At 59.9% G+C, this 17,057-nt stretch carries 17 protein-coding genes; 14 read left to right on the plus strand and 3 right to left on the minus strand.

The genetic code is table 11. The features are described 5' to 3' along the window. Positions 1–87 precede the first annotated feature (87 nt). From dibA to IB245_RS03930, 6 genes are all read left to right on the plus strand, one after another. Positions 88–2,007, plus strand: coding sequence for a phosphodiesterase DibA (dibA, locus tag IB245_RS03905; RefSeq protein ID WP_192226681.1), 1,920 nt, complete (start codon positions 88–90; stop codon positions 2,005–2,007). Between the two features lie 318 nt (positions 2,008–2,325). Next, a complete protein-coding gene (oscA, locus tag IB245_RS03910; RefSeq protein WP_008034086.1) occupies positions 2,326–2,508 on the plus strand; it encodes a sulfur starvation response protein OscA in 183 nt (60 codons plus the stop codon). A 69-nt stretch (positions 2,509–2,577) separates the two neighbouring features. Then, positions 2,578–3,591, plus strand: a complete 1,014-nt coding sequence (locus IB245_RS03915) for a sulfate ABC transporter substrate-binding protein (RefSeq protein ID WP_192226683.1) — start codon at positions 2,578–2,580, stop codon at positions 3,589–3,591. A gap of 172 nt (positions 3,592–3,763) precedes the next feature. Further along, positions 3,764–4,582: a sulfate ABC transporter permease subunit CysT gene (cysT, locus tag IB245_RS03920; RefSeq protein WP_007899634.1), complete on the plus strand. Its 819-nt coding sequence runs from the start codon at positions 3,764–3,766 to the stop codon at positions 4,580–4,582. Positions 4,583–4,594: 12 nt separating this feature from the next. Next, positions 4,595–5,464 carry a sulfate ABC transporter permease subunit CysW gene (gene cysW, locus IB245_RS03925; RefSeq protein ID WP_008034093.1) on the plus strand — a complete coding sequence of 290 codons (870 nt, stop codon included), beginning with the start codon at positions 4,595–4,597 and terminating at the stop codon, positions 5,462–5,464. Positions 5,465–5,467: 3 nt separating this feature from the next. Then, positions 5,468–6,457 (plus strand): sulfate/molybdate ABC transporter ATP-binding protein, encoded by a 990-nt coding sequence (locus tag IB245_RS03930; protein WP_008039689.1) that lies wholly within the window; start codon positions 5,468–5,470, stop codon positions 6,455–6,457. Positions 6,458–6,565: 108 nt separating this feature from the next. Here the strand turns inward: IB245_RS03930 and IB245_RS03935 are convergent, their stop codons facing one another. Further along, complete coding sequence (locus IB245_RS03935; protein WP_008039690.1) at positions 6,566–7,084, minus strand: DUF962 domain-containing protein; 519 nt, start codon at positions 7,082–7,084, stop codon at positions 6,566–6,568. A gap of 84 nt (positions 7,085–7,168) precedes the next feature. Here IB245_RS03935 and IB245_RS03940 point away from each other — a divergent pair, with 84 nt between their 5' ends. After that, a complete protein-coding gene (locus tag IB245_RS03940) occupies positions 7,169–7,855 on the plus strand; it encodes a Crp/Fnr family transcriptional regulator (RefSeq protein WP_008034098.1) in 687 nt (228 codons plus the stop codon). A 1,019-nt stretch (positions 7,856–8,874) separates the two neighbouring features. Further along, positions 8,875–9,234, plus strand: a complete 360-nt coding sequence (locus IB245_RS03945; protein WP_192226685.1) for a response regulator — start codon at positions 8,875–8,877, stop codon at positions 9,232–9,234. A gap of 123 nt (positions 9,235–9,357) precedes the next feature. Here IB245_RS03945 and IB245_RS03950 read toward each other — a convergent pair whose 3' ends face one another. Further along, the gene (locus tag IB245_RS03950) at positions 9,358–10,362 is read right to left on the minus strand and encodes an AraC family transcriptional regulator (protein ID WP_008034389.1); all 1,005 of its coding nucleotides are present in this window, start codon (positions 10,360–10,362) and stop codon (positions 9,358–9,360) included. Between the two features lie 100 nt (positions 10,363–10,462). Between IB245_RS03950 and IB245_RS03955 the strand changes: the two genes are divergently transcribed. Further along, the gene (locus IB245_RS03955) at positions 10,463–11,536 is read left to right on the plus strand and encodes a fatty acid desaturase (RefSeq protein ID WP_192226687.1); all 1,074 of its coding nucleotides are present in this window, start codon (positions 10,463–10,465) and stop codon (positions 11,534–11,536) included. Positions 11,537–11,602: 66 nt separating this feature from the next. Here the strand turns inward: IB245_RS03955 and IB245_RS03960 are convergent, their stop codons facing one another. Then, positions 11,603–12,523, minus strand: a complete 921-nt coding sequence (locus tag IB245_RS03960) for a LysR family transcriptional regulator (RefSeq protein WP_192226689.1) — start codon at positions 12,521–12,523, stop codon at positions 11,603–11,605. A gap of 445 nt (positions 12,524–12,968) precedes the next feature. Between IB245_RS03960 and IB245_RS03965 the strand changes: the two genes are divergently transcribed. The 5 genes from IB245_RS03965 (at position 12,969) to IB245_RS03985 (ending at position 16,807) form a co-directional block, all read left to right on the plus strand. Beyond that, positions 12,969–13,778 carry an energy transducer TonB gene (locus IB245_RS03965; RefSeq protein ID WP_008034397.1) on the plus strand — a complete coding sequence of 270 codons (810 nt, stop codon included), beginning with the start codon at positions 12,969–12,971 and terminating at the stop codon, positions 13,776–13,778. A 44-nt stretch (positions 13,779–13,822) separates the two neighbouring features. After that, complete coding sequence (locus IB245_RS03970) at positions 13,823–14,548, plus strand: MotA/TolQ/ExbB proton channel family protein (RefSeq protein ID WP_008045247.1); 726 nt, start codon at positions 13,823–13,825, stop codon at positions 14,546–14,548. A 1-nt stretch (position 14,549) separates the two neighbouring features. Further along, positions 14,550–14,951 carry an ExbD/TolR family protein gene (locus tag IB245_RS03975; RefSeq protein WP_003220570.1) on the plus strand — a complete coding sequence of 134 codons (402 nt, stop codon included), beginning with the start codon at positions 14,550–14,552 and terminating at the stop codon, positions 14,949–14,951. A gap of 285 nt (positions 14,952–15,236) precedes the next feature. Then, positions 15,237–15,818 (plus strand): alpha/beta hydrolase, encoded by a 582-nt coding sequence (locus IB245_RS03980; RefSeq protein WP_192226691.1) that lies wholly within the window; start codon positions 15,237–15,239, stop codon positions 15,816–15,818. Positions 15,819–15,877: 59 nt separating this feature from the next. Continuing rightward, positions 15,878–16,807 carry a sigma 54-interacting transcriptional regulator gene (locus IB245_RS03985; RefSeq protein WP_192226693.1) on the plus strand — a complete coding sequence of 310 codons (930 nt, stop codon included), beginning with the start codon at positions 15,878–15,880 and terminating at the stop codon, positions 16,805–16,807. Positions 16,808–17,057 lie beyond the last annotated feature (250 nt).

Consider the following 17,057-nt stretch of genomic DNA (forward strand, 5'->3'; position numbering starts at 1 on the left):
TAAAACCAGTCGCCCTTTCAGATAAGAGTGGCTTGATGTTTCATTAACCTATAATTCCAACCCTTTTGTAGGGACATGGACGGCCGAATGTCTGCCACCTATCGCGATGCCATGCGTGCATCGCTGCTTTACCTGCTGCTTTCCGTCGTCTGGCTGGAGCTCAGTGGTTATTTATTGAACAGTTTCTTCGATAGCTCCGATGAGTTACTGCGATGGCAACTGATCAACGGTTACGTTTGGGTGGTGCTCAGCGCCGGGCTGATCTTCCTCGCCCGGGCGCGATTGTTCCGTTGCCTGGGGATCGGCGCCAAATTGCGTGAGCGCAATGAAGACCGGGAGCGTTTGCGTCAGGCCGCCGCCGTGTTCGATTGCACCCGCGAAGGCGTGCTGGTCACCGACCGTAATGGGGTCATCGTCCATGTGAACCGCGCCTTCATGGAGATTACCGGCTACCAGTGCGAAGAAGTGTTGGGCCAGCAACCCAGCCTGTTCAAGTCCGGCCACCACCCGGCGAGTTTCTATCAGACGATGTTCGCCACGCTCAACCGTTGCGGCGAGTGGAGCGGCGAGATCTGGAACCGTCGCAAAAACGGCGGGATCTACCCGCAATGGCAGACGATCCGCCTGATTCATGACGACCACGGCAAGCTCAGCCACTACGTCGCGGTGTTTTCCGACATCAGCGCGATCAAGGATTCCGAGCACGAACTCAAGTACCTGGCGCATCACGATCCACTGACCGATCTGCCCAACCGCCTGCTGTTCACCGACCGTGCCGAGCAGGCATTGGCGTCGGCGCAAATCCAAAAGCGCGGCTGTGCGTTGCTGATGATCGATCTGGATCATTTCAAGATGATCAACGACAGCCTCGGGCACACGGTCGGTGACCAATTGCTCAAGGCCGTGGCCGAACGCTTGAAGGCCATGTTCGGCCCGGGCATCACGCTGGCGCGGCTGGGCGGCGATGAGTTCGCCGTATTGGCTGAAAGTTGTCCACAGCTGGTGCATGCCGCAGCACTGGCCCAGCGGATCGTCGACGGTCTCAAGGAGCCGTTTCACATTGACGGTCATCGGCTGTTTATCAACGCCAGCATCGGCATCAGCCTGTTCCCCGGCGATGCCTTGAGCGCTGAACAGCTGCTGCGCAACGCCGACTCGGCCTTGTTCAAGGCCAAAAGCGCTGGTCGCGACGGTTACGCGCTCTACACCGAAGAATTGACCGCCCATGCGCAACAGCGGGTCGAGACGGCATCCGAATTGCGCCGCGCGCTGGAGCAGCAGGAATTGCGCGTGTATTACCAGCCGGTTCACGACCTCAAGACCCGTCGCCTGGTCGGTGTCGAGGCGCTGGTGCGCTGGGAGCACCCGCAGCGGGGGTTGGTGTCGCCGGCGGAGTTCATCCCCATCGCCGAGCGCACCGGATTGATCGCCGAGATCGATGCCTGGGTCATGCAGCAGGCTTGCCGGCAGATGTGCCACTGGCAGCAGGCCGGGGTGGCGTTGTCGTTTGTCGCGGTGAATGTTTCATCGCGCTTGTTCGCGCGCCGTGAGCTGTATCAGCAGGTGGCGCAGGTGCTGCGCGACACCGGGCTGGATCCCGCGTATCTGGAGCTGGAAGTCACCGAAAGTGCGGTGATGGATGACCCGGAAGTGGCTCTGGAGCAGATGCATCGTTTGCGCGAGCTCGGCGTACGGCTGGCCATCGATGATTTCGGCACGGGGTATTCGTCACTGTTGCGACTCAAGCGTTTACCGGTGCAGAAACTCAAGATCGATCAGGGCTTCGTCGCCGGATTGCCTTGGGATGACGACGACGCGGCCATCGTGCGCGTGATCATCGCCCTAGCGCAAAGCATGGGCATGCAGGTGCATGCCGAAGGGATCGAGCAGGTCGAGCAGGCGGGTTTCCTGCTGGAGCAGGGTTGCGATCTTGGCCAGGGCTACTGGTTCGGCCGACCGGTGCCTGCCGGGCAACTGGACTGGATGCACGCCCCCGAGATCCACTGACCACACAAAAAATACCGCCACACGCAGACCTCTGTAGGAGCATGGCTTGCCAGCGAAGGCGGTCTCGATATTTAGGTGAGTTTCAAGGGCCTCTTCGCTGGCAAGCCATGCTCCTACAAGGATCGTGTAGGGGCTGATTTTTGGATCCTTGATCCGTCGCGCAGACGTAAACCCTCGTCCCGGCAAATAATTTCTTTTGGTTATATAAACATTCTTAAATAGTCTTTTTAAGAATATCCGCACCTATCTACTATTGGCCTCACGCCGCAAGCAGTGCCGCCCACTGCCAGGCAACCTCTCAGTTGAAGGAGCAGCACCATGAGCGCATCCCTACGTAGCGTTGACGGTCAAGACGAAGCCACCATCTTGCGTGAGATCCAGAGCGCCCTGCGCGATCTGCGATTTGGCGCCGTGGAAATCACCGTACACAACGCTCAAGTGGTCCAGATCGAGCGTAAAGAGAAATTCCGTTTGCAGAACCCGAGCACCAAGTCGAGCTAAGCAACCGGCAACCGATTCCAGCACTTCATAAAAAAAGCCAACACACCAAGAATTCCAGGAGCTTTCACCATGTCGTCGATTCGTCATTTCGCTTTGGCCGCACTGGCCAGTGCCCTTTTTGCTGGTTCTGCGGTTGCCAAGGATTATGAGCTGCTCAACGTGTCGTACGACCCGACTCGTGAGCTGTATCAGGATTACAACGCCGAGTTCGTCAAGTACTGGCAGAAAGACCATGCTGGCGACACCGTGAAAATCCAGCAGTCCCACGGTGGCTCGGGCAAGCAGGGTCGTGCGGTGATCGACGGTCTGCGTGCCGACGTAGTGACCCTGGCCCTGGCCGGTGACATCGACGAAATCGCCAAACTCGGCAAGACCCTGCCGGCGGACTGGCAGACGCGTCTGCCGGAAGCGAGCACGCCGTACACTTCGACCATCGTGTTCCTGGTGCGTAAAGGCAACCCTAAAGGCATCAAGGACTGGGGCGACCTGATCAAGAACGACGTGTCGGTCATCACTCCAAACCCTAAAACCTCCGGCGGCGCACGCTGGAACTTCCTCGCGGCCTGGGCCTACGGCCTGAAAGCCAACGGTGGCAACGAAGCCAAGGCCAAGGAATACGTACAAACCCTGTTCAAGCACGTACCTGTGCTGGACACCGGTGCGCGCGGTTCGACCATCACTTTCGTCAACAACGGTCAGGGCGACGTGTTGCTGGCCTGGGAAAACGAAGCCTTCCTGGCGCTGAAAGAAGACGGCGGCGCCGACAAGTTCGAGATCGTCGTGCCTTCGCTGTCGATCCTGGCCGAGCCTCCAGTGGCGGTCGTCGACAAAAACGCCGAGAAAAAAGGCAACGAGCAGATCGCCGAGGCGTACCTCAAGCACCTGTACAGCCCGGCCGGTCAGGAAATTGCCGCGAAAAACTTCTATCGTCCACGTGACAAGGACGTCTCCGCCAAGTACGCCCAGCAGTTCCCGAAACTGGAACTGGTGACCATCGACAAAGACTTCGGCGGCTGGAAAACCGCGCAACCGAAATTCTTTAATGACGGTGGTGTGTTCGACCAGATTTACTCGGCGCAGTAACCTGACTCAAGCCACACAACGAGCCTTATGCTTAGGCGCGTACCAAGTGGGAGCGGGCTTGCTCGCGAAGGCGGTGTGTCAGGCGACGTAACTGTTGACTGATATGCCCTCTTCGCGAGCAAGCCCGCTCCCACAGGTGCGTTTAGCAGATTGCTTTCAACCAAGGACTTTTATGTCGCGTCGTATCTCCCCCGTCATACCCGGCTTCGGGCTGACGCTGGGCTACACCTTGGTGTACCTCAGCCTGATTGTGCTCATACCACTGGCGGCGATGTTCGTGCATGCCGCTCAACTCACCTGGGATCAGTTCTGGGCGATCATCTCGGCGCCCCGCGTGCTGGCGGCGTTGAAGCTGAGTTTCGGCACCGCGCTGTACGCCGCGATCATCAACGGCATCATCGGCACGCTGCTGGCCTGGGTGTTGGTGCGCTATACCTTCCCGGGTCGCAAGGTCATCGATGCGATGATCGATTTGCCCTTCGCATTGCCCACGGCCGTGGCCGGTATCGCGCTGACTGCGCTGTACGCGCCGAATGGTTGGGTGGGTCAGTTTGCTGCGGACCTGGGTTTCAAGATCGCGTATACCCCCCTCGGCATCACGCTGGCGCTGACTTTTGTAACGCTTCCATTCGTAGTACGTACGGTACAGCCAGTATTGGCCGATATCCCGCGTGAAGTGGAAGAAGCAGCGGCGTGCCTGGGTGCCAAACCCTTGCAGGTTTTCCGCCATATCCTGGTGCCCGCGCTGCTGCCTGCCTGGTTGACCGGTTTCGCGTTGGCCTTTGCCCGCGGGGTCGGCGAGTACGGTTCGGTGATTTTCATCGCCGGCAACATGCCGATGAAAACCGAGATCCTGCCGCTGCTGATCATGGTCAAACTCGACCAGTACGATTACACCGGCGCCACCTCCATTGGTGTACTGATGCTGGTGGTTTCCTTCGTCCTGTTGCTGCTGATCAACTTGCTGCAACGCCGTATTGAAACCCCATAAGGAGGCGCAGAAATGTCCCAATCATCTATTGCTGCTGCTTCCTCGAACGCTGCCCGCCGTGGCAGTGCCACGTCACGGCGAATCCTGATCGGCCTCGGCTGGCTGGTGTTTGCCCTTTTCCTGTTGCTGCCGCTAGTGATCGTGGTGTCTCAGGGTTTGAAGAATGGTCTGGGTTCGTTCTTCACCGCGATCCTTGAACCCGATGCGCTGTCGGCGCTGAAACTCACGGTCATCGCCGTGTTGATTTCGGTCCCGCTGAACCTCGTGTTCGGCGTCAGCGCCGCGTGGTGCGTGAGCAAATACTCGTTCCGCGGTAAAAGCATTCTGGTGACCCTGATCGACCTGCCGTTCTCGGTATCGCCGGTGATCGCCGGTCTGGTCTACGTGCTGATGTTCGGCGCGCAGGGGCTGTTCGGCCCGTGGTTGCAGGATCACGATATCCAGATCGTCTTCGCCTTGCCGGGCATCGTGCTGGCGACGATTTTCGTCACCGTGCCGTTCGTGGCGCGTGAACTGATCCCGCTGATGCAGGAACAAGGCACGCAGGAAGAAGAAGCCGCGCGCCTGCTGGGCGCCAATGGCTGGCAGATGTTCTGGCACGTCACCGTGCCCAATATCAAATGGGGCCTGATCTACGGCGTGGTGCTGTGTACCGCGCGGGCGATGGGTGAATTCGGGGCGGTGTCGGTGGTTTCCGGGCACATTCGCGGGGTGACCAACACCTTGCCGTTGCACGTCGAGATCCTCTACAACGAATACAACCACGTGGCCGCGTTCGCTGTGGCGAGCCTGTTGCTGATCCTGGCGCTCTTCATCCTGCTGCTCAAGCAGTGGAGCGAAAACCGTATTAACCGCCTGCGCGCCAGCGCCGCGGAGGAATAATTCATGTCGATCGAAGTGCGTAACGTCAGCAAGAATTTCAATGCGTTCAAGGCCCTCAATGACATCAGCCTGGACATTCAAAGCGGCGAACTCGTGGCGCTGCTTGGCCCGTCGGGTTGCGGCAAGACCACGCTGCTGCGGATCATCGCCGGTCTGGAAACCCCGGATCAGGGCAACATCGTGTTCCACGGTGAAGACGTTTCCGGCCACGACGTGCGTGATCGCAACGTCGGCTTCGTGTTCCAGCATTACGCGTTGTTCCGCCACATGACGGTGTTCGACAACGTCGCGTTCGGCTTGCGCATGAAACCGAAAAACCAGCGCCCGACTGAAAGCCAGATCGCGGCGAAGGTCCACGAATTGCTGAACATGGTGCAACTGGACTGGTTGTCGGATCGCTACCCGGAACAACTCTCCGGCGGCCAGCGTCAACGTATCGCGCTGGCTCGTGCCTTGGCGGTGGAGCCGAAAGTGCTGCTGCTCGACGAACCGTTCGGTGCTCTCGACGCCAAGGTCCGCAAGGAGCTGCGTCGCTGGCTGGCACGGCTGCACGAAGACATCAACCTGACTTCCGTGTTCGTGACCCACGACCAGGAAGAGGCGATGGAAGTGGCCGACCGTATCGTGGTGATGAACAAAGGGGTGATCGAGCAGATCGGCTCACCGGGCGACGTCTACGAAAACCCGGCCAGCGATTTCGTTTATCACTTCCTCGGCGATTCGAACCGTCTGCATCTGGGCGAAGACAAACACGTGCTGTTCCGTCCGCATGAAGTGTCGCTGTCGCGGCATGAACTGGAGGATCACCACGCGGCCGAAGTGCGCGATATCCGTCCATTGGGCGCGACAACCCGGGTGACGTTGAAGGTCGAAGGGCAGAGTGATTTGATCGAGGCGGAAGTGGTGAAGGATCACGACAGCCTGATCGGGTTGGCGAAGGGCGAGACGTTGTTCTTCAAGCCAAAGGTCTGGCAGAAAGTCGCCAACATCTAAAGCAAAAACTTCGCGGGCAAGCCTCGCTCCTACAGTGGTTGGGGTTGTACACAAATTATGTGATCGACCCAGAACCCTGTAGGAGCGAGGCTTGCCCGCGAAGGCGTCTTACGCAGCAGCGCGCTTCGGATTGACCCGAACACCCCCAACCCGCGCCTCGATCTGCTCTTTCAAATCCCGTCGCATCCCCAGCAAAAACGCCAGTTCAACCACCACAAACAACGGTCCGACAATCAACCCCGTCACATCATCGACAAACGCCGGTTTGCGTCCTTCGTAATGATGCCCGACAAACTGAATCGCCCAGCCGATCACAAACATCCCGACGCCGCTCGCCAGCCACACCAGCGTGCTTTGCTGTGCCAGCACATGACCCGCCCAAACGCACAGTCCGAGCAGCACCGTCATCAGCACGCCTAAACGCAGTTCCAGGCGCAGGTAGAACCATGCCGATGCCAGCGAGACCAGCACCGCCGGTGAAAGCCAGCCTGCGGCCCATTGCGGCCGCGACAGCAACACCGCGACAGCGACCACAATCAGCGGAATGCCGATAAAGTGGCTGGCAATATTGCGCGGATCACGGTGGTAGGCGGCGTATTGACTGAGATGGTCAACGAGGCTTTTCATTGTTATTCCTCCTGTAGGGTGATTGATCATGCCCCGGGTTCACCGCTCGCTCTGTCAGCCAGGCGACAATCTCCAGGAGTTTTCATGGACATGCAGGTTTGGCGTTCGCGCCTGGAAACGGGGCAGTGGTTCAGTCATCTACCTGTTCCTCTACAGAATAGTCTGTTGGCCAGCGCCAAGGTGCGGCGCCTGGCGTCGGGGCAGCGGCTGTTCAAACGCGGCGATCCGCCGTGCGGCTTGTACGCGGTGCTCGAAGGTTCCGTTCGAATCGGCGCTGTCAGCGAGCAGGGCAAGGAAGCGTTGTTGAGCCTCGTGGAGTCACCGCACTGGTTTGGCGAAATCTGCCTGTTCGACGGCCAGCCGCGTACCCACGATGCGTTCGGCGTCGGTCAGTGCATCCTGTTGCACATCCCGCAAGCCGCGCTGCTGGCCTTGCTTGATGAGCAGCCGGTGTACTGGCGGCAACTGGCGTTGCTGATGAGCCAGAAACTGCGCCTGACTTTCATCAACCTCGAACAGCTGAGCCTGATGCCGGCGCCTGCACGGTTGGCGCATCGCTTGCTGATGATCGCTGACGGTTACGGCGAAATCGCCCCGCCGCGGCGTGTGCTGCAACTGCCGCAGGAACAGCTGGCCTCAATGCTGTCGCTGTCACGCCAGACCACCAATCAGCTGCTCAAGGAATTGCAGGGGCAGGGGATTTTGAATTTGAAGTACGGTGAGATTGAGATTCTGGATGCTGAGCGGTTGCGGGCGTTGGCGATCTTTTAAAGCTGGCCGGCGATTGGGGGGATATCCGTTAGTTTTGTTATGGCGGCTGGTGGTTTCGCCCTTACGGCGAGTCACTTTGGAAAAGCCCCAAAGTAACCAAAAGGCTCTTGCCCCTTTCGTTCGGTGCCTCGCCTAGGCTCGGCATGCCCTCGCTCCGGTCCTGCTCCGTGGGCCCGCCGCGATCGGCCATCCCTGGCCGTGCGCGGCTAACCCGGCATCCATGCCGGGTTGCCCACTGCGCAGAACCTGCGCTCGGCCTCTCGAGGGGGCGACCACCGCCACAGCCGCCGAGGCGGCCTGAAAGCCGACCTGGCTCTTCGGTCGTGTGCACACTCCTGCACTGTGGTGGCCGCACTAATTTTGGATTTTTGCACATTCCCCTGTAGGAGCCGGCTTGCTGGCGATGGCGTCCTTTCAGGCGATAGATGTGTCGACTGACCCACCGCTATCGCCAGCAAGCCGGCTCCTACAATGGATTGGGTTCACACGATTCAAAATTGTAGGAGCTGGCTTGCCGGCGATGGGCGTCAACGATAACGCGTGCTGCCTGAATGAACGCGTTGTCCGGTCGTTTTTCGCGGGCAAGCCTCGCTCCTACAGGGAATCGCGTTTGCTTTTGCTTCTCACCACTCATCAGGCCGAGCGTTAGCTCGCCTTCCGCTTTTGATCTGAGCGCCCCCTCGAGAGGCCGAGTGGAGGTTCTGCGCAGTGGGCAACCCGGCATGGATGCCGGGTTAGCCGCCCCCGGCCATGGATGGCCGATGGCGGCGGGCCCACGGAGCAGGACCGGAGCGAGGGTATGCCGAGCCTAGGCGAGGCACCGAACGAAAGGGGCAAGAGCGCTTTGGTTACTTTCGCGCTTTTCGAAAGTGACTCGCCGTAAGGGCGAAACCAATAGCCGCCATCACCGCAGAAACGGATATGTACCCCAAACCACAAACCCAACCCGCCGGTCACAGTAAAGGTGGGCTTTGCCCGCGAAGGCGCCTAGCCTGTGACGACGACAATCGAGGTGTGCCATGCGTGTGCTGTTAGTGGAAGACGAACCGGAGACCGCCAAACTCCTGGCCAACGGCCTGAGCGAAGCGAGTTACTCGGTGGATGTGGCGCTCAACGGCATGGACGGCCGTCGCTTCATCGAGACCGGTGAATACGAGCTGATCATTCTTGACGTCATGCTACCGGGGTTGAACGGCTGGCAATTGCAGCAACAGATCCGCAAGCTCGGCGAGACACCAGTGCTGTTTCTCACCACCAAGGATGGCATTGAAGATCGCCTGCGCGGGTTGGAGCTGCATGAGGACGATTATCTGCTCAAGCCGTTTGCCGTGAGCGAGCTGGTGGCGCGGGTGCGCAAGTTGGTGCGGCGTAATCGTTGATGGGGATGTGGTGAATTGACGGACGCCTTCGCGGGCAAGCCTCGCTCCTACCCGGCCCAAGCCCTAACTTGTAGGAGCGAGGCTTGCCCGCGAAGAGGCCGAAACAGGCAGCACAAATTCACATCACCGCAACCCATCCCGAAACTGCCCCGGCGTCATCCCCGTCCAGCGCTTGAACGCGCGGCTGAAACTGCTCGTATCCGCAAACCCCAATAAATAACTGATTTCGCTTAACGAACATTGCGGGTCGCGCAGGTGCAGCAGCGCGAGGTTTTCGCGGCTTTCATTGAGCAGCGTGTCGAACCTGCAACCCTCGTCTGCCAAATGCCGTTGCAGGCTGCGCAAGCTCAAGTGCAAGGCCTTGGCGATGTGTTCTGCGCTGGGCTCGCCCTCGGGCAGTTGCTCTTCAATGGCGTCGCGGACCTTGCGCTCCCAGGTCAGCGGTTTGAGCTGCGCCAGCGTGCGTTTGAGTACGGTTTCGTTGTGTTCGGCCAGTTCCGGGTTGGCGTCGTCCAAGTGACTGTCGAAGTCCACCAGCGCAAACTCCAGCCGGTCTTCGTCGGCCGAAAAGTGCACTGGTGAGCGGAAGACTTTGTGCCATTGATGCGCGTCGGCCGGTTCCGGGCGACGCAGGTACACCGCGAGCGGCGCGTAGTCGCGGCCCAGTCGGTTGCGGCAGGTGCGCACGTAAATTGCGGTGAAAGCGTCGATGGCTTCGAACGCTGGCGCCGGGTTGCCTGGCGGGATTTTCAGGCGGAAGCGATAGCGATCCTCGGTGCGGCTCAGTTCAAGATCCAGGGCATCGCTGACCACCTGGTGATAACGCACGATGCGCTCGAACACTTCGCGCAAACTGCCGCTGGCCACCAGCGCATAGCCGAGTGCGTGAAAGGTGGTCGGGCTGACGAAGCGCGACACCCGCAAGCCGATCGCCGGATCGCCGCTGACTTGCACCGCGATTTCCCACAGCCGCGTAGTGCCCGACAACGGGTAACGGGCGTTCGGGTCGTCCATCAATTGCGGATCGAGCCCCGCCTGATGGCACAGCGCGGTGCTGTCGAGGCCCAGCGCATCGAGTTGCTTGCGCAGGGCGCGGGTCCAGCTGGCGAGGGAGGTCGGTTCAGTCATGCTGATTGGCGCTTCCGGTCAACAGGTTGGCGTCCAGGGCTACCGCCTTGTGAAGGTTCACACGGCAGGATGCGAACATCAATAACCAGAGGATGGAAGCATGGACGGTACTTCTGCAAGTCCCCAGCGACTGAATGCAGCTCAGCGATCTGCGCATATTCGCGAAGTGGTGTTGGCCAAAGGCGTCGAACTGCGTAAACGCTACCCGATTCTCAACCATCAGGACGCCTTGGGCGCGGGCATTCTGGCCTTTGCTTTGGCGGGAATGATTGGTTCGGCAGCGCTGTACATCAGCGGATACATGGCCTGGTGGGCATGTCTGCTGCTCAACGCGTTCTTTGCGTCGCTGACCCACGAGCTGGAGCACGACCTGATTCATAGCATGTACTTCCGTAAACAACGCGTGCCGCACAACCTGATGATGGGCCTGGTGTGGCTGGCGCGGCCGAGCACGATCAACCCGTGGATTCGCCGGCATCTGCACCTCAATCACCACAAAGTGTCCGGCACTGAATCCGACATGGAAGAGCGTGCGATCACCAACGGGGAGCCTTGGGGTTTTGCGCGGCTGTTGATGGTCGGCGACAACGTCATGTCGGCGTTCATCCGCATGCTGCGGGCCAAGACCTGGACTCACAAGTTCAGCATCATCAAACGCGCGCTGAAGGTCTATGCGCCCCTCGCGCTGGTGCATTGGGGCGCCTGGTACGTGTTTCTCGGCTTCCACGCCGCCAACGGCATCGCACATCTGCTGGGAGCACCGATTGAATGGTCGGCGACCACGCTCTCGGTGATGCAGGTGATCGATATCGCGGCAGTGGTGATCATCGGCCCGAACGTGCTGCGCACGTTTTGCCTGCACTTTGTCAGCTCGAACATGCATTACTACGGCGATGTGGAGCCGGGGAACGTGATCCAGCAAACCCAGGTACTGAACCCGTGGTGGATGTGGCCGTTGCAGGCGTTCTGCTTCAACTTCGGCAGCAGCCACGGGATCCATCACTTCGTGGTGAAGGAACCGTTTTACATCCGCCAGTTGACCGTGCCGGTGGCGCACAAGGTGATGCGCGAGATGGGCGTGCGGTTTAACGATTTCGGGACGTTCGGGCGGGCGAACCGGTTTGTTCGTAAAGAGGAAATTGAGGCGCAGGCTGTAGAGGGGGTTCGTGTCTGAGGGCCTCTTCGCTGGCAAGCCAGCTCCTACAGGGGGGTGGCTTGCCGGCGAAAGCGGTCGTTCTGTTCAAACCGCGACGCTGACATCCTGCTTGTCCAGCGCCACCAACGTCTCGATCATCGCCCGCGCAGCCGGTGACAACCGGAACCCCGTGCGGCTGACAATCCCGCACCGCACGCTCATGCTCTCGATGTGCGGCGGCAGGTTTCGCCAGTGCAGCAGCACCAGCGAACCGTCGGCGATGTCCTCGACAAACGCTTCCTCCGTGCCTACTCCGATGGCGTTCGATTGCAGCACGATCCTGGCCAGCGCCGCAAAATGCTCGGTCTCGATGGTCGGTGAAAAATCGATCCGGCCGCTGAGGTTCGCCAGCAGTTTGCGAATGCCCGGCGGGATCAGCGTGGTCGCCAGCGGGTAATCGAACATGTCGTTGGTCGACAGGCTTTCCTTGGCCAGCAACGGATGCCCCGGACGGCAGAAAAACACGCCGCGTTTGGGTGTCAACGCTCGGGTCTGAAAGTTCGGATCTGCTTCGAAATGGCGGATGTCGGCGATGAAAAATTCGATCTCTTCACGGCTCAGGGCGCGACTGAGTTTTTCCCAGTTATCCACCTGAAAGCAGGTGCGTATTTTCGGGTGGGCACCGATGAACTGCGCCACCGCATCCGGCACCAGTTTTACCGCCGGTGCCGGTCCGCAGCCGAACCGCAGTTCACCGGCGTCGAGCTTGGTCATTTGCGTGACTTCGGCGTTGAGCAGTGCCGCGCCCTGTACCAGCGTCAGCGCATGTTGCAGCACCACCTGACCTTCCGGCGTGGGGCGCAAGTCCTTGTTGCCACGGTCCACCAGTGCGCAGCCGAATTCCTGTTCAAGCCCTTGAATGCTGCGACTGAATGCCGGCTGAGTGATGCCCATGGCGTCGGCTGCCCGTACGAAACTTCGGTGTTCGGTGAGGGCAATGAAGTAACGCAGCTGACGAAGATCCATAGGTTTTTCCCGGCATCCTGAAACGACCTCGATGGCATGTGCGACGAGCGTGGTTGAGGTTTTTTAAAGGTAATCGCTTATTCCGTCAACGAAGCAATCAAATAACTATTAGATGATAAAGGAATATCAATAGAGCGTTGTCCCTGCCGCCCGATTGCCGGCGCCAAGGCCTCGTGGCCGTGAAAATGGTCCCGAAATCATGCCTTTGGTGAATATTTTCGATGCCTTAAAAGCATGTGATTTCCACCTGTTGCCCGCAGCCCTTGCCGGGCAAGGCCTGGAGCCGATGGGTGGTCTTTTATATTCGCTTTTGGTCTATGCATAACTTTAAAGATTACTTTCTGAGATAAGCGTCTGCCTCAATGATTCACCCATCGATACGTCGTCGGGGGATGTCTGGCACGACGTTTCGGTTATCCGCAAAGAGACCGCAGGGAGTTAAGCAATGGGCAATGTCCAGACCGCCGCCAGCGCACACGAGGTGCTGTGGCGCCAGGCGCCAGGTGGCGAGTTGGTCGACCTCGGCCGGGTGCACCGAGTGCCCTTGGGGCAGCTGCGTTTGCAGCGTGCGCCCAAGGGCATTCTGAGTCGCCGGGAAACGATTCTGCTCGGTGTGCTGGCGCTGCTGGTGCATGGCGCAGTCATCTATTGGGTCAATCAGCAACCGACCAAGGCATTGCCGATCGTGCCGCCGGAAATTCCGCCGATGACGATTGAATTCTCGCGTCCGGCGCCGCCCGTGGTCGAGCCGCCACCGCCGCAGCCGGTGCAACCCGTGGTCGAACCACCGCCGCCGGTGGAAGACGAGCTGGCCGTGAAGCCGCCGCCACCGAAACCGATTCCCAAGCCAAAACCGGTCGCCAAGCCTGTGCCGAAACCGGTGCAAAAAGTCGCCCCGCAACCGCCCGCGCCGCCACAACCGGCAGCACCTGTCGCGGCCCCGGCGCCACCTGCACCACCGGCGCCCGCGCCGGTGACACCCGCCTCGGCCAATGCCGCGTACCTGAAAAACCCGGCGCCGGAATACCCGTCGCAAGCCGTGCGTCGCGGTTGGGAAGGCACGGTGTTATTGCGGGTGCATGTGTTGGCCAACGGCAAGCCTGGCGAGATTCAGATCCAGAAAGGCAGTGGTCGCGATTCCCTCGATGAGGCGGCGATCAATGCCGTGAAACGTTGGAGTTTCGTGCCGGCCAAGCAGGGTGAGGTCGCCCAGGACGGCTGGGTCAGCGTGCCCATCGATTTCAAGCTTCATTAAACCGCAACCAAATTCGCGCGAAACGTTTACACGAGGAACTCATCATGACGTTACTGGCATCTCCACTTGAATCTATCGAAAGCGCGGTGATCTGGCTGCTGGTGGTTTTTTCCGTTGCCACTTGGGGCCTGGCGTTGCTCAAAGGCGTGCAGTTCGGCCGTCTCAAGGTGCAGGACCGAAAGTTTCATAAGCAGTTCTGGGCGGCGTCGAGCCTTGATTCGGCGGCGGAGCTGGCCGAGACCCAGCCCGGCGCGGCGGCCCGAGTGGCCCAGGCCGGCTATGCGGCAATACAGGTAGGGGAGGCGCCACAAGCGGCGGATTTGAGCCAGGCGATCAACCATCAGGATCGTCTTGAGCGCGCCTTGCGTCAGCAGATCGTGCGTGAGCGCCGCTCGCTGGAAACAGGTTTGGCGGTGGTCGCAAGTATTGGCAGTACGTCGCCGTTCATTGGTTTGTTCGGCACGGTGTGGGGAATCATGGAGGCGTTGAAAGGAATCAGCGCAGCGGGCTCCGCCAGCCTGGAAACCGTGGCCGGGCCGATTGGCGCGGCGCTGGTGGCAACCGGTGTGGGGATCGCCGTCGCGGTACCGGCGGTGCTGGTTTACAACTACTTTTTGCGTCGTCTGAAACTGACGGCGGCGGACCTGGATGACTTCGCCCATGACTTCTACAGCCTGGCGCAGAAGAGTTCGTTCCGTGTGCTGATTCATCCGACGGCGCATAAAACCGCCGCATCGGGCAGCGCGCAGAAAGTGAAGGAGGCGTCCTGAGATGGCTTTCTCCACGCAAGACAGCGATGAGGTGCTAAGCGAGATCAACGTGACACCGCTGGTGGATGTGATGCTGGTGCTGCTGGTGGTGTTCATCGTCACCGCGCCGCTGCTGACCAACGCGATCCCGATCAACCTGCCCAAGACCGAGGCCGTGGCGCCGGTGGAGCAGAAGGACCCGCTGGTCGTGAGCATCGACGGTGCCGGAAAACTGTTTATCAACAAGGACGAGATTCAGCCGGACTTGCTGGAGTTCAACCTCAAGTCGGCGAAGGCCAAGGATCCCGAAGTGCGTGTGCAATTGCAGGCGGACGACGGGGTGAATTACGGCGAAGTGGCGCGAGCCATGGCGTCGATTGAGCGGGCAGGGATTACCAAGTTGTCGGTGATTACCGCACGCTGACCGATTTTCGATTTTCCGGGGCCGTCTCCTTGGCAGGGTGCGGCCCCTTTTTTATGCCTCAAGAAAACCCACGGTCCTGTAGGAGCCGGCTTGCTGGCGATCGCGTCCTTCCAGCCAACGAAAATGTTGTCTGACGCACCGCTATCGCCAGCAAGCCGGCTCCTACAGGTCGTGTGTTTCTTATATTCTTTATGGGTCTTAATAAATATCTTCTTATTCCTTAACGAATATAACTCTCCTCCCTATACTCGATCAGGAACAGACACGCAGCAGGAGAGTTCCCCCATGCGCAACGAATCAATTCGCTATCTGATTGTGCCGGGCTGGCAAGGATCGCCAGAAGATCATTGGCAAAGCCACTGGCAGAACAGCTTGCCGAACAGCGCGCGGGTGGAGCAGGCCGATTGGCTGACGCCCCGTCGTGAAGACTGGGTGGCGGCATTGGCCGAGGCGATTGCCGCTGACAGCACGCCGGTGATTTTGATTGCCCATAGCCTGGGTTGCATCACGGTCGCGCATTGGGCGGCCACTGCCCCGCTGAATTTTTTGCGCCAGGTGCGCGGTGCCTTGCTGGTTGCACCGGCAGACGTCGAGCGTCCGGCCTGCGCGCCAGCCTTGCGCAACTTCGCGCCGATTCCGACGAGCCTTTTGCCGTTCCCGAGCCAGGTGGTCAGCTCCGACAACGACGCCGCTGTCAGCGCACCGCGTGCGCTGGAACTGGCACGTAACTGGGGCGCCGAGGCAGGAATACTGTCGGGTGCCGGGCACATCAACGTGAAGTCCGGTCATCAGCGCTGGGAGCAGGGTTTTGCTTATCTGTATCGCCTGCAAAACCGCATGGAACATCACGCCCTGCGCCGCGCTTGAACCTTTTCTTTTTTTAACATCGCCCCCCGTCTCCCGGCGGTTTTGGGCGGGAGTCTGCCATGAGTTTTGAAGCCTTCGGTCAGCCGCTGCTGACCTTTCCCGATGCAGAAAAAAGTCCGCTGAGCATCCGCGCCAAGGCGCTGGTGTTCGTCGATCCGCGCTCGCGTCAATTGCGCGCCGAGCTGGAGCAACTGGCCCCGCGTTCGATCTCCGTGTTGATCCGTGGCGAAACCGGTAGTGGTAAAGAACTGCTGGCGCGGCACATCCATCGCGCCAGTGATCGTGGTGGGCTGTTCGTGTCGGTCAATTGCGGCGCAATCAGCCCGACCTACGCCGACGCCGAATTGTTCGGTTATGCCGCAGGCAGTTACACCGGTTCGGCGAGCAGTCGTGCTGGCTGGTTCGGTTCGGCCAATGGCGGCACGCTGTACCTGGACGAGATCGGCGACTTGCCGCTGCCGATCCAGATCAAGTTGCTCGCCGCACTGGAAAACCACGAAGTCACCCGCGTCGGCGCGCATCAACCGAGCCCGGTGGATGTGCGTCTCGTGGCCGCGACCAGCATTGATCTGGCGCAAGCCGTGGCCGCCGGGAAATTCCATGAGCGGCTTTATCACTACCTCAGCGAAGGACAGCTGGAACTGCCGGCGTTGCGTGAGCGGGTGGGCGATATCCTGTCGTTGTCCGAATACTTTCTGGGCATCTACAGCCAGCGCCTGGACCTGCCGGTGCCGCTGATCAGCGAAGCTGCGCAGCAGTTGCTGGAACAGCACAGCTGGCCGGGCAACACCCGGGAGCTGGAAAACGTCATCCACTTTGCATTGCTGGTCAGCACTGGCGACGAGATCCTGCCCGAACATTTGAACCTGCCCGAAGCACCAGCGCCGCTGACGCAGATCGAGCAGCAGCTCCGGCACATCCTCACCAAAGGCACTGCCACCGAACAAGCCGCCCTCAAACAACTCCTCAAAAACACCGCACTCTTGTAGGAGCGAAGCTTGCTCGCGAACCAGGCGACACGGATTTTCTGGAAGGACGCCTTCGCGGGCAAGCCTCGCTCCTACAGATCGAGAACACACCGAGCTCTTGTAGGAGCGAAGCTTGCTCGCGAACCAGACGACACGGATTTTCTGGAAGGACGCCTTCGCGGGCAAGCCTCGCTCCTACAGGTGAGTGCGGCGAAATGCAGCCAACACGTGAGTTAGAGCTGTATGAACAAAATGGAATATGAAAGTGAAT

Source organism: Pseudomonas sp. PDM02 (genome assembly GCF_014852285.1).
Taxonomy (GTDB): Bacteria; Pseudomonadota; Gammaproteobacteria; order Pseudomonadales; family Pseudomonadaceae; genus Aquipseudomonas; species Aquipseudomonas migulae.

What these genes read in the sequence shown, in the direction of transcription:
- dibA (WP_192226681.1), top strand. Translation starts at nt 88, where the DNA reads ATGTCTGCCACCTATCGCGATGCCATGCGTGCATCGCTGCTTTACCTG.
- oscA (WP_008034086.1), top strand. Translation starts at nt 2,326, where the DNA reads ATGAGCGCATCCCTACGTAGCGTTGACGGTCAAGACGAAGCCACCATC.
- IB245_RS03915 (WP_192226683.1), top strand. Translation starts at nt 2,578, where the DNA reads ATGTCGTCGATTCGTCATTTCGCTTTGGCCGCACTGGCCAGTGCCCTT.
- cysT (WP_007899634.1), top strand. Translation starts at nt 3,764, where the DNA reads ATGTCGCGTCGTATCTCCCCCGTCATACCCGGCTTCGGGCTGACGCTG.
- cysW (WP_008034093.1), top strand. Translation starts at nt 4,595, where the DNA reads ATGTCCCAATCATCTATTGCTGCTGCTTCCTCGAACGCTGCCCGCCGT.
- IB245_RS03930 (WP_008039689.1), top strand. Translation starts at nt 5,468, where the DNA reads ATGTCGATCGAAGTGCGTAACGTCAGCAAGAATTTCAATGCGTTCAAG.
- IB245_RS03935 (WP_008039690.1), bottom strand. Translation starts at nt 7,084, where the DNA reads ATGAAAAGCCTCGTTGACCATCTCAGTCAATACGCCGCCTACCACCGT.
- IB245_RS03940 (WP_008034098.1), top strand. Translation starts at nt 7,169, where the DNA reads ATGGACATGCAGGTTTGGCGTTCGCGCCTGGAAACGGGGCAGTGGTTC.
- IB245_RS03945 (WP_192226685.1), top strand. Translation starts at nt 8,875, where the DNA reads ATGCGTGTGCTGTTAGTGGAAGACGAACCGGAGACCGCCAAACTCCTG.
- IB245_RS03950 (WP_008034389.1), bottom strand. Translation starts at nt 10,362, where the DNA reads ATGACTGAACCGACCTCCCTCGCCAGCTGGACCCGCGCCCTGCGCAAG.
- IB245_RS03955 (WP_192226687.1), top strand. Translation starts at nt 10,463, where the DNA reads ATGGACGGTACTTCTGCAAGTCCCCAGCGACTGAATGCAGCTCAGCGA.
- IB245_RS03960 (WP_192226689.1), bottom strand. Translation starts at nt 12,523, where the DNA reads ATGGATCTTCGTCAGCTGCGTTACTTCATTGCCCTCACCGAACACCGA.
- IB245_RS03965 (WP_008034397.1), top strand. Translation starts at nt 12,969, where the DNA reads ATGGGCAATGTCCAGACCGCCGCCAGCGCACACGAGGTGCTGTGGCGC.
- IB245_RS03970 (WP_008045247.1), top strand. Translation starts at nt 13,823, where the DNA reads ATGACGTTACTGGCATCTCCACTTGAATCTATCGAAAGCGCGGTGATC.
- IB245_RS03975 (WP_003220570.1), top strand. Translation starts at nt 14,550, where the DNA reads ATGGCTTTCTCCACGCAAGACAGCGATGAGGTGCTAAGCGAGATCAAC.
- IB245_RS03980 (WP_192226691.1), top strand. Translation starts at nt 15,237, where the DNA reads ATGCGCAACGAATCAATTCGCTATCTGATTGTGCCGGGCTGGCAAGGA.
- IB245_RS03985 (WP_192226693.1), top strand. Translation starts at nt 15,878, where the DNA reads ATGAGTTTTGAAGCCTTCGGTCAGCCGCTGCTGACCTTTCCCGATGCA.